Origin of the sequence: Providencia rettgeri, from assembly GCF_023205015.1 — a bacterium.
Taxonomy (GTDB): domain Bacteria; phylum Pseudomonadota; class Gammaproteobacteria; order Enterobacterales; family Enterobacteriaceae; genus Providencia; species Providencia rettgeri_E.
This window is the reverse complement of record NZ_CP096258.1, coordinates 4,024,311-4,041,543: the sequence shown is the minus strand read 5'-3', so window position 1 is coordinate 4,041,543 and position 17,233 is coordinate 4,024,311. Positions and strand designations below refer to the sequence as shown.

Below are 17,233 nucleotides of genomic sequence, written 5' to 3'. Positions count from 1 at the left end.
AGTAGACACAAGGCAAGTATAATGGCAGCGTTTTCCAAGAAACACATCACTTCGTGCCGGAGTGGCGGAATTGGTAGACGCAGTTGATTCAAAATCAACCGCCTTCGGGTGTGCCGGTTCGAGTCCGGCCTTCGGCACCATAAGAACATCAAGAGACGTCAAGCGACGTCTTTTTTTGTATCTAAAATCCAGTGTTTGCAAGGCCTCCCCCGCGTTTTCAGTCAATGCATGTCAACTTAACTCAACCCACATCAACCTCCGTGTGAGTATACATCTGAGTATATCTTCGCTTCGATAATATTTGTATACTCATTATATCTCGAATTACCGATGTTAAAACAATGCAGGCGCAGCCTGTGGCGTAGACACTTAGTTGTTTGTGTAACTCGAAATCATCAACAGTAATCTGAGATATCTTGTTTATATACTCACTCTGGGGTGAAGAGGACAAAGAATATGGCATTAACCGATACAAAAGTTCGTGCAGCTAAACCTGAAGAGAAAGCTTATACACTGACAGACAGTGATGGCTTGTTTCTTTATATTCACCCCAATGGCTCTAAATATTGGCGCTTCCGTTTTCGCTTTGGCGGCAAACAACATTTAATGGCCTTTGGTGTATACCCTGAAATTTCCTTAGCAGATGCAAGAGAAAGAAGGGACGCTGCCAGAAAGCAAGTTGCTTTAGGTATCGATCCTCGTGAGCTCAAGAAAGAATTAAAGGAAGAGCAGCAAAAGGAATTCAATACCTTTGAGAAAGTTGCTCGTGATTGGCATGCAACCAATAAGAAGTGGTCGGAAGGGCATAGCCATAGAGTCCTCAAAAGTCTTGAGGACAATATTTTTGCTGCTATTGGTAAACGTAATATTGCTGAACTAAAAACTCGCGATCTACTCGAACCGATTAAAGCCGTAGAGATGTCTGGACGTCTTGAAGTGGCGGCACGTTTACAACAACGTGTAACAGCCATTATGCGTTACGCAGTACAAAGTGGTTTAATTGACTATAACTCAGCGCAGGATATGGCTGGCGCAGTCGCCACAGGCAAACGCGTCCATAGAGCAGCATTAGAGCTTAAGCGCCTACCTGAGTTCTTACAACGTATTGACGATTATAAAGGAAGACCTTTAACTAAACTTGCAGTTAAACTTACTTTGTTAGTCTTCATTCGTTCTAGTGAATTGCGCTTTGCTCGTTGGGATGAAATCGATTTTGAAAATGCCATGTGGACGCTCCCTGCTGAGCGTGAGGCGATAGAAGGGGTTAAACACTCACATCGCGGATCAAAAATGCGTACTACCCATTTAGTGCCTTTAAGCCGACAAGCCATTGAGATCTTAAAACAGATCTATCAATTCAGCGGTAATCACGACCTGATCTTTATCGGCGATCATAACCCTAGAAAACCAATGAGTGAAAATACGGTAAACAACGCATTACGAGTGATGGGCTATGACACTAAGACAGAAGTGTGTGGTCATGGTTTCAGAACAATGGCCTGTAGTTCGTTGATTGAGTCAGGTTTGTGGTCGAAGGATGCAGTAGAAAGGCAAATGAGTCACCAAGAGCGCAACTCAGTGAGAGCTGCTTATATTCATAAGGCGGAGCATATTGAGGAAAGGCGGCTGATGGTGCAATGGTGGGCGGATTATTTGGATGTGAATAGGGAAGGGCATGTAGGGGCGTTTGGGTTTGGGAAGTGATGTTGGACTTAACTGCATAGTTAAATTATAAAAGTTGCCGATAGCATATTAGCAATAATTGGAAGGTTACGTATATGGTTGTATTTTATACAACCATATACAGATAGCTTTTTTAGAATATAGTTGTAGTAGGCCAAACTATATTTTGACTAAGGTCAATAATTAAAAATCTAACAGTCTACTTTGAGCTTGAAGTCGCTCTTACAGTTAGCCGTAATAATATCTTTGAGATGTATTCAGATTATATGTCAGTATTAAGCGCAATAATTACATATTATTCGATAGAGTGATTTTGTAAGATTAAAGAAAAATAAATTCATCTCAACTAGTTACATTGTATTTGTCGAAATATAAATATGATTTTCTATATGGAATCTTTCATTCAAACCAAGGAGGCCAAATGTGAATTTTTCCTTAGATTTTTTGTCAATTACGCTATGCATTTCAGTATTAATATTTAACCTTAAGCAGTCAAAAAGCTTGTTTATCTAAGGGGCTAAGATAAGGAAATTTTGTTGATTCTATTTCAGATATGATTAATAAATAAGGAACTGTGCTTCGCTACCTTTATCTAGAGGAGTGATGATTTCTTTATTATTAGTTCTTTGCTTAAATTTTATGAATTAATATCAGAAATTATGATGGCTCCTTTTATGAATATTTTGATGATTAAGCGGTTATAAGATTATTTTTATATATTAATTAAAACAATTCTAGTTTAAACCCATGAATAGATGTAGTGAAATAATGTGGTTGTAAGGATATTTTAGCAGTTACCAAAATACCCATACAAGGTTAAGCTACTTTACTATCTTGACTACTATATATCGATAAAAATTTCTTAGGTATTGCAGGCCATTTTAAAAAATTAAAATAATTCATATAATCCTTTTCTATAGCATTTTTAAGCTGTCTGTTACCATTCAATTCGTCTCCTAGAATGAAGAATGCACACATAGCTACATCACCTTTAGATTGGTTGTGAGAAATAATAGAATGTAGTTCATGTTTCGATATGTCTATTCCTATTTTTGATTTTGCTAATTCCCTGTTAATTATAAGGATGTCTTTTTCTTGGTAATCTCTTAACTTATCTAAGTTTTCATTAACAATAGTAATGACTTCGTTATAGTTTTCATCCATTAATAGTGTATAAACTTTTGAAGAAATATAACGACTAAAATTATATTGTTTATGAAACATTTTTTCTAAAATCTTAAGTGATTTACTAAATTCATTTTTACTATTTAATATTTCTACTTTACTTTCTAAATAGGATGTTTCTGGAATATCTTTAGATATATTGTCTAGGAACTCTTCTGATATTTGTATGTTATTTTTATCAATTAGTAAGATTGATAAAATTTCATGAATGTTTTCATTTCTCCAAGGACTATCGATTGCTTCTTTTGCTAACTCAATTCCCTTGGCTATATCTTTATTTTGCCCTATTTCATATTTTGCTATAAATAATTTAAATGGAGCGATGTTGGAAATGTTTTCATCTTCTGAATATTTGTTAATAAATTCATTAATAATAGTTTTTTCTTTCTCTCCATCATCTAGTGTCAATAAACATGAGTGAAGTTTAGTTAAGTATTTTAATATGTTTTTTTTCTTATTTTTTGATGAAGAATTATATACATTTTCTAGGTGACTAATGCAATCAAATATTTTTGATTTTTCTTTTTCTAATATAGAACAAGATGAAAATATATTTAAATATGTGTCATGTGTCGGGTTTATATCTTTAATTTTATTTAGCAAAGCGTATAGTTTTTCTCTTCTTTCTTTTTTATCTATACAATCAGAATACTCGTCTAAAATTGCGTCGAATTTTATTCTCCATGCGGAGTTTTGAAGGCTATTATCTTGATATAGACTTTCTTCTATTAGGTCATATATCTCCTTAAAGCTAAAAATGCTTTCTTTATTATATTCCAAATATCGTAAGGCTATCCTGCATAAATTATTTTTTACATTGATGCTATAATTGAATTTTAATTTCAAATCTTTTAAGTATTGTATTTTTTCAGTTAACTTAGGAAGTATATTAGTTCTGGATAATGCATTGTTTAAATTAAATTCGTCTAACTCTATTAGTTTATCACTATATTCTAAAGCAGACTTTATATCTTCATTGTTAATTTTTAAACTAATTATTCTCTGAAGATATTTTGACTTTATGTTATGATTGTTACTATCAGATATAAAGTCTTTTAATTTTTCCTCTGCAAGAGAGAAATTTTTTTCTCTGATCAAGTTATCAATGAATAGTAAATTTTTGAAATCCTCTTCAGGTATTTTTTGCTCATCATTATCACTTTCAGATAGTTCATTTATTAATGAAGATATGTCTTGAGTGTATGTGTATTTTTTTAATTTTATTAAATCTTTACTTATAAATTTGTTTTTTGTTAAACCATGATTATCTGTGATGAAATTTTGTATCATTTTTTCTCTTTTCGTTGCTTTAAGAGTTTCACCCAGGGATAATTGACTTCCGAGCTCATGAACCAGCTCTGCCATTAACTCATCAAAGCCATCAATTTCAACCCAATAAACTTTTTCCTGATTTAAGAGTTTAAATAATTCAGGTGTAATTTTATCTCCTTTTCTTTTACACCAATATATCCCGTTTTTTAAGTAATCAGGTTGTTTTAATAAATATTTCAATACCTCAATGATAGAATTATCATTTCCTGCATAGCCTACAAATATTAATCCATATTCTTTGGAGAACTCTACTAACTTTTCTTTGGTATTATTTTCTAGCGATTCAGTCTCTTTTAGTGAGCTTTTGATACTATCAAAAAGATAATCTCCATGTAATTTTATTATTTTTGGTCGAGATGATGCTATAGAAATGCCTTTTATAGATGAATCATGTGCGCATAATAAGGGTCTATCGGAAGAAAATTGATAGAAAGCTTCATTAATTAAATCATCAAAATTAGTTGTAAAAACGGTATCAAAAAATTTTGATTCAACTAAATATGCATAACCTATAGAAGGTAGTTTTTTATCTACTTGAAGTTCAACAAATCTTCTACGCTGTGAAGGTAGATCAAATTTTTTTTCAAATAATGAAGAATATTCATTATTTTTATCATACCAATCAGGATGATTTTCAGCTAACCATTCTGCCGCTGAATCAGGGTCAGTGTAAGGATTTGGACTGAGTCTATCAAAAATTTCCTTTCGCCATTCTTGAACTAATTCAAAACCAGTTTTTATTCCGGAGGTTACCGATGCTCCAGCACCAAGAAATATAGCATAATTGGGAGATGTTCCAGATTTAATCCTTATATAGTCAGCTAGATCTTTAATACTTCGTTTTTTGAATAACAACTTTACTTCAGGGATATTATTCATCTTTTTTTCTGAATCCATTTTTGTTCCTATGATTTTCTGCTTAAATTAATAAAAATTATGGCATTTTTTTTACCTAAATAAAGTGATTGCCCTTCAATTTTTCAATGAAAAAATAAATATAAGTTGCTTTTTAGTTTTTAATTTTGATTAAAACTTATTTTTTAATGGAATAATTTGATTATAAAAATCTTATGAAATATAATGGAAAATAGATTTTTTTAAGTTGATATGACGGTTATTTAAATGAAAATTTGATTGTTATCAAGCAAACCAGAGAGTCTTTATTTAGGGGATTGAATGCTGGCTGGTTCTAATTACTTAATTATTAAGGTTTGAGTATTTATTTAAATAATTTCTAAATATATAAACCATAAAAACTAATATTTTTAGCTGAATTTTATATGTTAATTTATGAGTTATTTACAGAAGATCATTAATTAGTCATTATAATTAGTTCTAGGCTAGTTCATTTCTGAACACTAATCTTGATTCTGACAGGTTCATTTTTCTAGCGCATTACGGTGTGGTATCGTTTTTCTCATACTTAGAAGGGACTTGTTTAAATATACCTTCTGAACCAAATCTCTGTTTTTATGTAACAAACTGTATTAATTGAAAAATAATGAAGGAACACCCATCAGGTTTAAGATTAAATCTATGAGTATTTAATGTATAAAATTGCAGAAGACTTTTGGCTTTGAACGTCTAGATTATCAAGATAATAAAATATAGTTTGGAGAGGGTGACCGAAAAGTCATAGAAATTGTACTACTGAAGTGGCATAGTTAATTTGGCCACCTGACTAGAGGTGATATTCTTACCTCAATAACATCACAGGATTGCGTTATCAACGATGCAAAATTACCCCACAACTAAATTCATCAAATACTTGTGTTGTAAGTACAACCGTTTTAGTTACAAAAGTTATTCGAGTGTTTACTCCACTGGGCAAACAAATCTTATAAAGATGAACATACTGCCTTTTCACCATTATAGTCTATACTAGGGGCATGTGAAATTCCCCAGTTTTACTCCAAAAATTAATAGAACCTAATTTGTCTAAAACCTTTTCATTTAAAATTTACTCTTCTTCACCCTCTGTGATTAGGCCACTCTGTTTAAGCTCAATAGAAAGTTCTGCAAGAGGCTGTCTTAAAGCAAGTTCTAATTTGGACATATTTTCAATCATCCAATTTATGATGGTTGGCCATTGTTCTTTATCCATGCCATCAAAAGATTGAAGGAAAACTATTTGGCAACTTTTTCGCTCTGGTAATGGTCTCCATTCTAATTTATGACCAAAGGTATGCTCAATTTGTGATTTTTGTTCGAGTAAATGTTCAAACAACCATGTGTTTTCTTGGGCATCTGCTCGAGAAATATTGAGTTGTACTCGAGCATCTTTTTGCGAAAAAATCAGCTCATAAGGTACTCCACTGAGACCTGATCCCGCCGCTAACCAATGATCTGTTGATGGTGAGCGATTATTAAAAAGGTCGCAGCGACTGCGACGAAACTCTTCTAATGCCAAAGTCCAAAACTCACGTCGTAAGTAGTGGCGCTGCTGAAGGTCATTACCGGACGATTGTTCTTCTGCTTCTTTTTGTGCCATGCCGATCATGAACGATTCGGCTTCAGGAGTTGGGATAACTTGTCGAATATCGATAAAGACATCGTTATCAAAGCAATAAGGGGTTACTTTAAAACATTGAATACGAATATTAAATTGCATCAGCCATAATGCGGTATTAGTCACTTCTTTGCGAAAGTGTGCTGCTACCATGATGACACGTTGTGTACCTTTGCGGTTAAGTACAACTTCACGGCCAATAAATTCAATAATGATTTCAGATGCTGAGCGCGTTTCATTTGGTTCATACTGGTTGAGATAGCGCTGAAATATGTCAATGATACTTTCTTGACGTAAATTAGCACAATACCCCGCATATTTGAGGGATTGCCAAACTACATCTCGCCCTGAGTCATCAAGCTTATTTTCAATGATCACCAAATTACCATCTTTATCTAATGCAAGTAGATCTAGACGCTCTTTAGTTTCATCAAATCCAGCAAATTCTTTTTGTATAATTAACAGTTCATCGTTAACTTCTTCTTTTTTAGTTAATGCTTGCGGATTTTTAGCTAACCATTCTTGTAGATGTTCACGCTCACGGAAACCTAAGCTACTGAAAGACATTTCTTGTAAAGAGTGTAAGGTATTTTCCTGCTTATCGACTTTATACATGAATTGCCTCTTTTAGTTATTTTCAGTCTTAGGTAATGTAATTTCGCTTGAAAGTAGTTGACGGCTAGAATGTCTGAAAGTCTAGTTAAAACGTCTATCAAGTACTGGTATTTTATATATCCCGCAAAAGCACCATCGGAAATGACTATTTCGCATCCCAGTTTGTAAAATAGCGCTTTAATTTTTCGACTGTGTGACGCCATTTCGGTGTTGTGGGTTTGCAGACCGTATTTTGATTACCAAAGAATCCGACTTCATTAACTGCCTCTTGTTCATCACGGGTTTCTAGCCACTTTACAGGAACAAAATACTCAGATTTATCAGGGTCATTTGCATTCTGTTGATAAAGCTCGCTGTATTTGAGTACATCCATTGCCAGTTTTTCACCATCATCAGTGTTGATGGTAAAGCTACTAGCAGGTTCAACGGTGCTTTGTACAATGCCAACACCAACATAACCTGTCGCTGGAATTTTTACCCACACACGATCACCTGGTTGAAGTTGTTTTAATGTCTGACTATACCAGCTTCCACCACCTGCGCTAATGAATCCGTAACGGCGCGCCTCTTCCCAAATTCGGCCTCCAAAAGAGACATAAAACTCACCGTTCCAAGGTTCCTTGGTATTCGCATTTGACCCAGTGGTTGCGAGTGCCGCATTGGTTTGTGTTTCGCTTGGGTCAATAAGCCAAACACGACTTAGAAATTGTTCATCACCGTGTTGGAATACTTTAAAAAACAGAACGTTGATCGAAATACCATTTTTGCTTAGATAGTCCACGATACGTTCAGTAGACGGGTCGAGTTCTGCTGCGACGATAATAATTTGATGGGACTGGTTAAGTGATTCCTCTTCTAGCTCAACATTGAAACGTTCTTTGAATGCATCACCCAGGTTTCCTCCATTAGAGAATTTTTCGTAAATCTGCGACAGACGATCAGCACTGAGGTCATCAACCCAAGATGCATAATCCAGTGCTTGTGCGACTACCTCACGCGGTGTACGGTCACGTTTAAGCTCAATTAGGATCAGAGATGCATCTGGAGCAATTGCCAGTAGATCGATGCGACCTTTGTCGAGAGTATTTTCCTGATGTCCAATAATCATCCATTGGTCAGAGAGAATAGCTGGGTCGTTTAAAATCATTTTTTCCAGCAGTTGTTCGCTGGCAAGTTTGCTAGTAATGAGTGGCTGGGGATTGTCACCCACACGCCAGATAGCATGATTGATTGACATAGTCTATTCCTTAGTTTAATGCTGCATCAGTGAGCGCATCCGCCAGGTGGAGCTGGGTTTGTTGGGCGGATTGCAGACCGGATTTAAGGGTGTCGCAGACTTTGGAGAAATTCTCAATAGTCGATATCACTTTCAGCTGAGTCGCAGTGGGTGGAAGTGCTACCGGGGCTAGTTTTAAATTATCTTGGGATATATTCATTTGGCTTTCTGCCATACCTGATTTTGATGCTTCCAGATAATCAGCTGTCACACCACAATTGAGGCATAAGGAAATATATTTTGCTGATATAGCATTTGAAACTAAATGAAATCTAATAATTTTGTCTGATATCATTAGTTTAGATCTTGTATTCTCAACTAGACATGAAATACCTACTCTATTTTTTGGACCAGCTCTTGTAACTAAGATATCACCGCTTTGAACTTCATACTGTGGTCGAGGTTGTTTGCTACTAGGCAAGGTTTTGTTTTCTTGCTCTCTATATTCTAAATTTTGCACCGCTGTGGTCTTTAATACTCCCCAAATATTTTCATTGGGAGATGACTCTGGTAAACATGCAGGGCTCCAACCAGCATCCATATTAGCAATGATTTCACCGATCCGACACCATTCCCACCCTTGCGGCAACTCAAATGGTTTTTCTTCATCACTAATTGGCGGCAATGGTTTTTGTTTTTTAATTTTGCCATCTTTCACCATTTGTGCTTTTTCTTGTTCAATACGCCTTACCAGTTCAGATGCAGGTTCGTCGTTAGGATCTTGTGGAACCAGTTTACCCATGACGGCTAATTGCAAAATGGTTTGCTTTAGTGCATCGATGCTCGCTTCAGTGGTAAATAATATGTCGAAATACTGGCTGATTCGCGACCAGTTTTCAGAGAGTTCTTTTGCGTTTTGGCTATTAGTAAGCGTTGCTAGCAGAGTTTCAACTAGTTGTTGATGTGCTTCTAGACTCGTTAGTGATTGTTGTTCCAGTTGATCGCAGAGGGACATTAGTTCCGAGAATGTTTCTACTATTCTTGCTTGTTCAGTCTTTGGTGGAAACGGAATAGGGTAGTTCTCAAAGAAACTTCGTGGTACACGTTTTTGACCCGCTGAACCAGTCATTTGTAATTCACCAATAGTTAAATAATGAGGTGCTTTTATATTAAGTAGAATATATTGAAGATTTAGTTCAGAACTTAATGGGCGAGCAACATGTAATTCTGTTGTACCCACACCCACTCCATTTTTTAAGCCCTCAAAAATGACAGCCTTACTATTTTCAAAGCAAGGTGTTATTTTAGCCAAAGCGATATCTCCGTCCGCAAAATGCGTATAGCCTTTCTTTACTTCTCCCCATTTCTTTATTTCTTGGTCATGTGTACCATCAAATCGTGTAGAAATACAAGGCATTGGGACAAAAGAGATTTCTTGCTCATCATTTGTTACTTCTATTTTGGGGTTAATTAATGCAATCTCATTTAATGAAGTCCACTCCCACCCTTCCGGCAATTCAAACGGCTTTTCATCTTCACTAATTTCTGGCAGCGGCTTCTGTTTTTTAATTTTACCTTGCTTCACCAGTTCCGCTTTCTCAGCTGCAATGCGCTTTAGCAGCTCTGAGGCGGGTTCATCATTTGGGTCTTGAGGTACTAATTTGCCACGAACTGCCAGCTCTAAGATCAGCTCGCGCAGTTTCTTAATACCATAAAGATCAATTTTACCGTTGCTGCCACGCCCTGCGGTGGAGCGAGTTTGTAGCGCAGAAGACCAAATATCGATATGGTCGGTAATCAGTTGCTCAACGGTCATCAGTTTGTTTCCTTATTGCCAGCTAATGCCGCACTTAGGATATCGCGTAACTGATTACGCAGTTTACTGATTTCAACTTGTTGTGTTTGATACTGCGTCAGTAATTCGTCGGGGTCGTGGCTGATAGTTTCACCTTGATACGGGTTTTTGATATCGAGGTTAAAGTTACGGGCAATGATTTCATCAATGCTGACTTTCCACGCTTGATTGTTTTCTTCACGACTTGCAAAGCCATCAGCTTCATTACCCCACCAGTCAATTTCAGTTTGGAATTCTTCAAACTTCATCGGTTTGGTTTTGCTGTAGTTTTTAACTCCCTCAGGGTAGGGGTGTTCGTAGAACCAGATTTCTTTGGTTGCCTGACCTTTGGTGAAGAAGAGGATATTGGTTTTGATACTGGTGTATGGGTTAAACACGCCGTTCGGTAACCGCACGATGGTGTGTAGATTGCACTCTTCGGTTAGCAATTTTTTGATTTTGGTTTTGACGCCTTCACCAAACAATGTGCCATCCGGTAGGACGACGGCTGCACGGCCTTTATCAGCCAGTATTTCAATGATCAATTGCAGGAACAGGTCGGCGGTTTCGCGGGTTTGCATTTCCGCTGGGAAATTTTTCTCAATCCCGTCTTCTTCAGTGCCACCAAAAGGTGGGTTGGTGATAATGACGTCGAGTTGTTCATCCCAAGCGGATAGTGGCTTGTTCAATGTATTGTCATGACGAATTTGTACTGGAACTTCAATACCATGCAATAGCATATTAGTGGTGCACAGCAAATGCGGGAGTTGTTTTTTTTCAACGCCGTAGATTTGCTGTTGTAGTGTTTTATGATCTTCAGTGGTGTTAACGTAATGCTCTTTCACATGGTCGAACGCACAAGCAAGGAAGCCACCTGTACCACACGCTGGATCCATAATCGACTCACCCAATTTCGGGTCAATACGATTAACCATAAATCGCGTAACGGCGCGCGGGGTATAGAACTCACCTGCATTACCTGCACTTTGTAAGTCGCGTAGAATTTGTTCATAGATATCACCAAACAAGTGGCGTTCGGTGCTGCTGCTGAAGTCGATTTCATTAAGCTTATTGATGACTTGGCGTAGGAGCGTACCATTTTTCATGTAATTATAGGCATCGCTAAACGCTTGTTTCACCACAAAACCACGTGGGTTTTTATCAATAGGTGCGGTCAGATTTTTTAAAGCAGGGAATAAATCGTCATTAACGAATTCGAGCAGTCCATCTCCAGTCATTCCTTCGTTGTTTGCCGCCCAAGTACGCCATAAGTAACGCGCATTAATGGGGAGTTGGTAATTGTCTTGCTCGAGTTCCAGCTCTTCTTCCTGAGTATCAAATATTTTCAGAAATAATAGCCAAGACAGTTGTCCAAGGCGCTGAGCATCACCGTCTACACCTGCATCTTTGCGCATGATGTCTTGTAAGGATTTAATTACTGAGCTGATCGACATATTGGTATTCCATTGGTAAAAATGAAACCACCGAGAGCTGATGACTCACGGTGGTAAAATAATATGGGTTATTAGGCCTGGCGAGGTGGTAACTGATAAATTTGATCTTCCAGTTCATTGACTGCCTGCTCGTAAGCTTGTTTATTTCCAAAGCTACTTTTGATGATTTCTAGCGGACGGCCTAGGTTGTCGAACGGTTTCAGTTTTAGTACCTGAATACCTTCGATTTCCTGCACGCCTTCATCCGCGTATTTATCCAGCAAGGTATTAAGTATGTGCTGAGCAGGTTCTGAATATTTGGTGAAGTAATTACGTTTACGCACGTTGTCAGCCCGTTCTTTACGCGTTAGGGGCGGTTGACCATAAACCACATGACAAAGGAGATCGAATGGGTCAAGGTCTTTGCCCACTTCTTCTGCTAATACTTCCCAAAGCACGCCGAGTTGCTGGAGCTCATCAATAATAACCTGTTTGCGTTCGGCAGAGTGCCATTTTCGAATGAAGTTATCAAGAGAGGCAAAGTCTTTATCTTTGAGTAGCGTTTTACGGGTGTAGTCCTGAAAGGATTCGGTGACTAATTTACCATCGGCATCGTAATATTGAACGCGTTTTGCCAGTACTTTTACGGTAACTCCGTTGACATGATATTTGCGAATTCTGTTGTCGTCGGACTCTTCGAAAGCACCGCTGGCATTTTCTGATGTTGCGCCATAGTGAGCGGACGGTTCTTCTGCGCCGGCAAATATATCGTTATCTGACGCTTCGTTTTCTGGAACCTCATCTTCTAATACATCATTGAAATCAGACTCGGGATCGGAAATATCGTTAGGTGTTGTTCGGATAACTTTTTCAGGTACGCCATCAAAGCGCTCGTCTGCAAACAGTTCGGTAGCTTTTTTGAAATCGAGAATGGTGAACCAGAGTTTATCGAACTTCTCGTTAATACGTGTTCCACGCCCGATGATCTGCTTGAATTTGGTCATGGATTGAATGTTTTGGTCTAGCACGACCAGTTTGCAGGTTTGAGCATCCACTCCGGTACTCATCAGTTCAGAGGTGGTTGCAATCACTGGATAAGGCTTTTTCGGGTTGATGAAATTATCGAGTTGTGCTTTACCAATGTCGTCATCGCCAGTGATTTTCATCACGTATTTTTCATTTTTTCGCACTTGCTCTGGATTTAGGTTTACCAATGCACGGCGCATACGTTCAGCGTGGTCAACATCGTTACAAAAAACGATGGTTTTATCCATTGGATTGGTGCGCCTTAGGTAATCAGTAATGGTTTGAGCCACCAGCTGGGTACGCTCATCAATCACCATAGTGCGGTCAAAGTCTTTTTGATTATAAATTCGGTCATCAATCAGCTGGCCTTGTTTATCAACTTGGCCTTTTGTGGGACGCCAACCTTGTAAGTCGACATCGATATCGACTCGAACTACTTTATAAGGTGCCAGGAAGCCGTCTTCGATACCTTCTTTAAGTGAATAAGTGTAAACGGGGTCGCCAAAGTAATCGGTGCTGGAAACGTCATCGGTTTCTTTTGGGGTTGCGGTCAAGCCAATTTGGGTCGTACTACTGAAGTATTCAAGAATTTCTCGCCATGCGCTGTTTTCCGAGGCGCTACCTCGGTGGCACTCGTCGATAACAATCAGGTCAAAGAAATCGGGAGCAACTTGTTTAAAAGCTTTTTGGTGCTCTTCTGGACCAGTAATTGCCTGGTAAAGTGCCAATTGAATTTCATAGGCTGGGTCAATTGTTCTACCTGTCACTTTTGCCATTGCACTGCCAAAAGGTTGGAAGTCATTATTTTTAGTTTGATCGACAAGGATATTGCGGTCGGCAAGAAACAGAATGCGTTTTTTATTTTTTGCTTTCCATAGACGCCAGATAATCTGAAATGCGGTATAGGTTTTGCCAGTCCCCGTCGCCATTACGAGTAATACACGTTTTTGTCCAGCTGAAACGGCTTCTACGGTTTTATTGATGGCTTGTAGCTGATAATAACGAGGGGACTTTCCACTACTATCATCGTAGTAATCTTGACTAATTATGGGTAGCTGCTCGGCAGTAAAACCTTTCCAAGTACAGTATTTAGTCCAAAGCTGTTCTGGTGTTGGAAAGTCGTCGAGTGTTATTTCTGACTCAAGCTGTACTGGATTTGTTTTATCGTGGAAGATAAAACCATCGCCATTAGAAGCAAAAATAAAAGGGACGTCGAGTAGGCGTGCGTAATCTAGCCCTTGCTGCATCCCTTTCCCCATTTCGTGTTTATTCGCTTTCGCTTCTATGACGGCAAGGGGCAACCCTGGCTTATGGTAGAGCACTATGTCGGCTGATTTCACTGTCAACCGTGCTGCTAACTTACCACGGACCACCACTTTGCCATCACGAAGTTTGACTTCTTGGCGGATCTGCGACATCACATCCCAACCTGCATCCTTAACCGCAGGGAGGATATACTTAGTAATGATGTCCGTTTCAGTCAGATGAATTTTATTCACACCAGCCATAGCAGCTCTCTTAACGAAATTGGGATTAGTGCTTAATTATACACAGAATATAGGAGGGAGTTAGGTTATAAAGTGAATAGCATTATAATTATTAAAATCCATTAATATTTAAATCGCTTATATGGAAATTACCTATTTGTTTTAGGCTGATGTTCTTCTGTCACATTCAAAGCAGGAATACACCAAATCCCCTCATGGCACTTTGGGCAACATTTTTTATTACTAGTAAAATACTCATGACACCGCACACAAAACCAATCCATGACCTTTAAAATGGGTGAAGCTGATCGGACGTGTATGCTCAGTCGTGCCTTGTCTTCTAAGCTCTTGAGCTTACTGATGACCCGCGGACAGTGTTCTGCGGTCTGAGGATCAGAATGAGTAAACCACGACTCCGTTGGCGTCTTGTGCAGTGTGACGGGCTCACCGCAGTGAGCACAGTAATAGTTTTCTCGTGAATAACTCGATTCCTGATTGGCTCCCGCGAAACGATTGTTCTGCGTTAAGGCTAGCGACATTTTGACTTCATGTAATTTAAGCATGGTTGTGCTCCTTCTGTAAAACTTAAACTAAACGTTCTGAGTACCCAACATTCAGGATCCACACTCGGCAACCCACCATGAAACTTAGAAGACCACTGAGCTGTGCCTGCATGCATATCGAGTCAGGTTCGTATATTTAGGACGTCGCTTTGCCTAGAGCGCATTCAATCGCGCCAGGTGTGGTTGAAATTGAGTTGGTGGGTAATGGGTGGGGATGCTATGGAAAATGCACGGCGACTCGCGCTAGTGCCTTAGGATCCAAGAGCGGAGTTGACCCCTCTCGATTCATCAATGCGTGCTTGTAACCACTGTACGACTTCACTTTTTAACCAGCGCGACATACGACCAAACTTGATGGGTTTTGGGAATTCGCCATCTTGGATCAACTTATAGAACCACTTATCCGTTAACCCCGTTAGTGTGGTGATAAATTTCATGTCAATGAATTGGTCATTAAGTAATGCAGTATTTTCAGTTTGCGTGCTCATGGTAAAACTCCTGTTTTTAATGTGGATAAAAAGCAGGAGCGATATCGAAAAATGGGATGTGGATATCACTCCACATCATTAACCGGATGTGTAAAAAATAATTTGGTTGCTAACTACTGACGTTTTCTCGGTTTGATTTCGCCTCGCCAAAAGGTGCGTTTGAGTTCAGGCACAGCCAGACGGACCCATGCATCGGCTTTACATAAATACCTTACCGCATTCAACAATCCTTTCTTCAGATAAGCATTACCTCGGGGTAATAGTCCAATACCCAGTTCACGATATCTTTCTTTTTGGTAATTGCAGTTAAAGTACAAACCAGCCATGTCTGTAATACGTTCTTGCCAGAGTTCACCAATGAGTTTACCCAGCGTGATGTCCTGCCTCACTTTTTGACCGTTAAAGAAAAACAAAGCGTGGTAATGGAAGCCTTTTTCCATGCCGAATTCCAATTTCAAGATATACCCGACACAGCATGAAAAGAGTCGGTCGCTATTAATGGCTTTGTACAGGGCTTGTCGATGCTGACGAAGGTGGTGAGCTTTGACTCTATGGCAAATACCACTTTTGTAAGACAGGTCTACACGCACAACTAGCAGTTTGGAGTAACGTTGATACAACGAGTCAATGTATTGCTGAGCTCGACGGTAGTTCTTCTGAGCGCCTTGTTCAAAGGTACGGATTTGATTTTTGTAGTCAGGGCTCTTTAACGTGCTTTGGAACTCACGAAAGGCCTCGTTAAGCCACTGAACGTGTTCAGGGCTATCCACCATCCAGTATTTATCGCCTTCTATCAGAATATCGCTTAGGCGGTATTTGTTAACAAGAGAGACCAAGAGCGCAAGAGTGGGATGCAAGTGCTGTATTTGCGATATTTTCATTGATTGAATGTAACGGGTGAACTTGAGCGTTTCTAAAAAGAGCTCACCTTTGGGGGATGCCGAGGTGAGCTGCAAACGAGGGTTATTAGGTGACAAGGGAATGCCTTGATATAAATCTAATTTATGAGTTAGACGTTTTGAAAGGTGTTTAATATTTCCCATAAGTAGAGACACCAGCTCACGTAGTGAGTGGTCTCGAGTTAGCGTTAAACGGTCATGTTCAAACCTAGTAGAGAGAACAACTTGATTTAAGTGTAGTGCACGATTTGTCATTTTATTTGCCTGTGATTGAATAAAGATTCGTATCATCAGGCAGAGAAGTTATTTTTAACTCGTTAGATAACCGTTAGCCATTATTATATTTATTAGATATTAATTGTTTTATGTTTAATTCCATTATTTTTTGGCAAGGTATTATGTTTTTACTCCAAGTAATACTAATTTAAAGATATTGACTCTTAATTTCATAACCGAACCGAATAGATGAGTTAAACTAAATTTCAGAGTGCTTGTTATTTTTAATTATGATTTTATTAATTAGTGCTAATTAATAAAAATTAGCATTTCGTCATTGGATGGAGTTAAATCATGTTTGAATAATAAGCACCATTAGTGGTTATTGTGCTTGTGTGTATGGCTCAATTACTTCTTTGGTTATACATGTTGGTGCGATTATCAATTGAATGACTATAGAATTAACACTATAACATTAATAACACTATAACATTAATAATAAACAATCCTAATTTTTATGCGAAATTCTTTGGTTGCAAATCGTATTATTCTCAGTATTGAATGGCAAAGTATAGTATTAAATACCATTTATTAGCAGTGAAAGTTAGTCCTTTTTTATGATAGTTATCCTCTTTTTTCACCTTGGTTGCTGTAGTAGACTAACCAAAAAACAATAATAGAAGATAAATGACTACGTATTTACTATGTAACTTCATGCAGTAATTAATCATAAATAAAGCAATTATA

The 17,233-nt window shown here is 38.1% G+C and carries 10 protein-coding genes and 1 tRNA gene; 2 read left to right on the top strand and 9 right to left on the bottom strand.

The window, feature by feature from the left end; all coding sequences use genetic code 11:
• Positions 1-55: 55 nt before the first annotated feature.
• Both M0M83_RS18455 and M0M83_RS18450 read left to right on the top strand, forming a co-directional pair.
• Positions 56-140 (top strand) — tRNA-Leu (locus M0M83_RS18455).
• Positions 141-456: 316 nt separating this feature from the next.
• A complete protein-coding gene (locus tag M0M83_RS18450) occupies positions 457-1,704 on the top strand; it encodes a tyrosine-type recombinase/integrase (protein WP_248467156.1) in 1,248 nt (415 codons plus the stop codon).
• Between the two features lie 795 nt (positions 1,705-2,499).
• On the opposite strand, the gene M0M83_RS18445 is transcribed toward M0M83_RS18450, so the two are convergent.
• The 9 genes from M0M83_RS18445 to M0M83_RS18410 all read right to left on the bottom strand — a co-directional run bounded on the left by M0M83_RS18445 (position 2,500) and on the right by M0M83_RS18410 (position 16,525).
• A complete protein-coding gene (locus M0M83_RS18445; RefSeq protein ID WP_248467155.1) occupies positions 2,500-5,097 on the bottom strand; it encodes an SIR2 family protein in 2,598 nt (865 codons plus the stop codon).
• Between the two features lie 1,063 nt (positions 5,098-6,160).
• Positions 6,161-7,324, bottom strand: coding sequence for a DUF4268 domain-containing protein (locus M0M83_RS18440; RefSeq protein ID WP_248467154.1), 1,164 nt, complete (start codon positions 7,322-7,324; stop codon positions 6,161-6,163).
• A 145-nt stretch (positions 7,325-7,469) separates the two neighbouring features.
• Positions 7,470-8,561 carry a nuclease gene (locus tag M0M83_RS18435; RefSeq protein WP_036942752.1) on the bottom strand — a complete coding sequence of 364 codons (1,092 nt, stop codon included), beginning with the start codon at positions 8,559-8,561 and terminating at the stop codon, positions 7,470-7,472.
• Positions 8,562-8,571: 10 nt separating this feature from the next.
• Complete coding sequence (locus tag M0M83_RS18430; RefSeq protein ID WP_248467153.1) at positions 8,572-10,356, bottom strand: restriction endonuclease subunit S; 1,785 nt, start codon at positions 10,354-10,356, stop codon at positions 8,572-8,574.
• Positions 10,356-11,828, bottom strand: coding sequence for an N-6 DNA methylase (locus M0M83_RS18425; RefSeq protein ID WP_248467152.1), 1,473 nt, complete (start codon positions 11,826-11,828; stop codon positions 10,356-10,358). Before M0M83_RS18425 ends, M0M83_RS18430 begins: the two co-directional genes overlap by 1 nt.
• Before the next feature lie 71 nt (positions 11,829-11,899).
• A complete protein-coding gene (gene hsdR, locus M0M83_RS18420) occupies positions 11,900-14,341 on the bottom strand; it encodes an EcoAI/FtnUII family type I restriction enzme subunit R (protein WP_248467151.1) in 2,442 nt (813 codons plus the stop codon).
• Positions 14,342-14,469: 128 nt separating this feature from the next.
• Complete coding sequence (locus M0M83_RS22045) at positions 14,470-14,859, bottom strand: putative zinc ribbon protein (RefSeq protein ID WP_423811146.1); 390 nt, start codon at positions 14,857-14,859, stop codon at positions 14,470-14,472.
• Positions 14,860-15,134: 275 nt separating this feature from the next.
• On the bottom strand, positions 15,135-15,371 hold the full coding sequence (locus M0M83_RS18415; RefSeq protein ID WP_248467150.1) for a helix-turn-helix transcriptional regulator: 237 nt from the start codon (positions 15,369-15,371) through the stop codon (positions 15,135-15,137).
• A 113-nt stretch (positions 15,372-15,484) separates the two neighbouring features.
• Positions 15,485-16,525, bottom strand: a complete 1,041-nt coding sequence (locus M0M83_RS18410) for a YagK/YfjJ domain-containing protein (RefSeq protein WP_248467149.1) — start codon at positions 16,523-16,525, stop codon at positions 15,485-15,487.
• Positions 16,526-17,233: the final 708 nt, after the last annotated feature.

What these genes read in the sequence shown, in the direction of transcription:
- M0M83_RS18430 (WP_248467153.1), bottom strand. Translation starts at nt 10,356, where the DNA reads ATGACCGTTGAGCAACTGATTACCGACCATATCGATATTTGGTCTTCT.
- M0M83_RS18410 (WP_248467149.1), bottom strand. Translation starts at nt 16,525, where the DNA reads ATGACAAATCGTGCACTACACTTAAATCAAGTTGTTCTCTCTACTAGG.
- M0M83_RS18425 (WP_248467152.1), bottom strand. Translation starts at nt 11,828, where the DNA reads ATGTCGATCAGCTCAGTAATTAAATCCTTACAAGACATCATGCGCAAA.
- M0M83_RS18445 (WP_248467155.1), bottom strand. Translation starts at nt 5,097, where the DNA reads ATGGATTCAGAAAAAAAGATGAATAATATCCCTGAAGTAAAGTTGTTA.
- M0M83_RS18440 (WP_248467154.1), bottom strand. Translation starts at nt 7,324, where the DNA reads ATGTATAAAGTCGATAAGCAGGAAAATACCTTACACTCTTTACAAGAA.
- M0M83_RS18415 (WP_248467150.1), bottom strand. Translation starts at nt 15,371, where the DNA reads ATGAGCACGCAAACTGAAAATACTGCATTACTTAATGACCAATTCATT.
- M0M83_RS22045 (WP_423811146.1), bottom strand. Translation starts at nt 14,859, where the DNA reads ATGTCGCTAGCCTTAACGCAGAACAATCGTTTCGCGGGAGCCAATCAG.
- M0M83_RS18435 (WP_036942752.1), bottom strand. Translation starts at nt 8,561, where the DNA reads ATGTCAATCAATCATGCTATCTGGCGTGTGGGTGACAATCCCCAGCCA.
- M0M83_RS18450 (WP_248467156.1), top strand. Translation starts at nt 457, where the DNA reads ATGGCATTAACCGATACAAAAGTTCGTGCAGCTAAACCTGAAGAGAAA.
- hsdR (WP_248467151.1), bottom strand. Translation starts at nt 14,341, where the DNA reads ATGGCTGGTGTGAATAAAATTCATCTGACTGAAACGGACATCATTACT.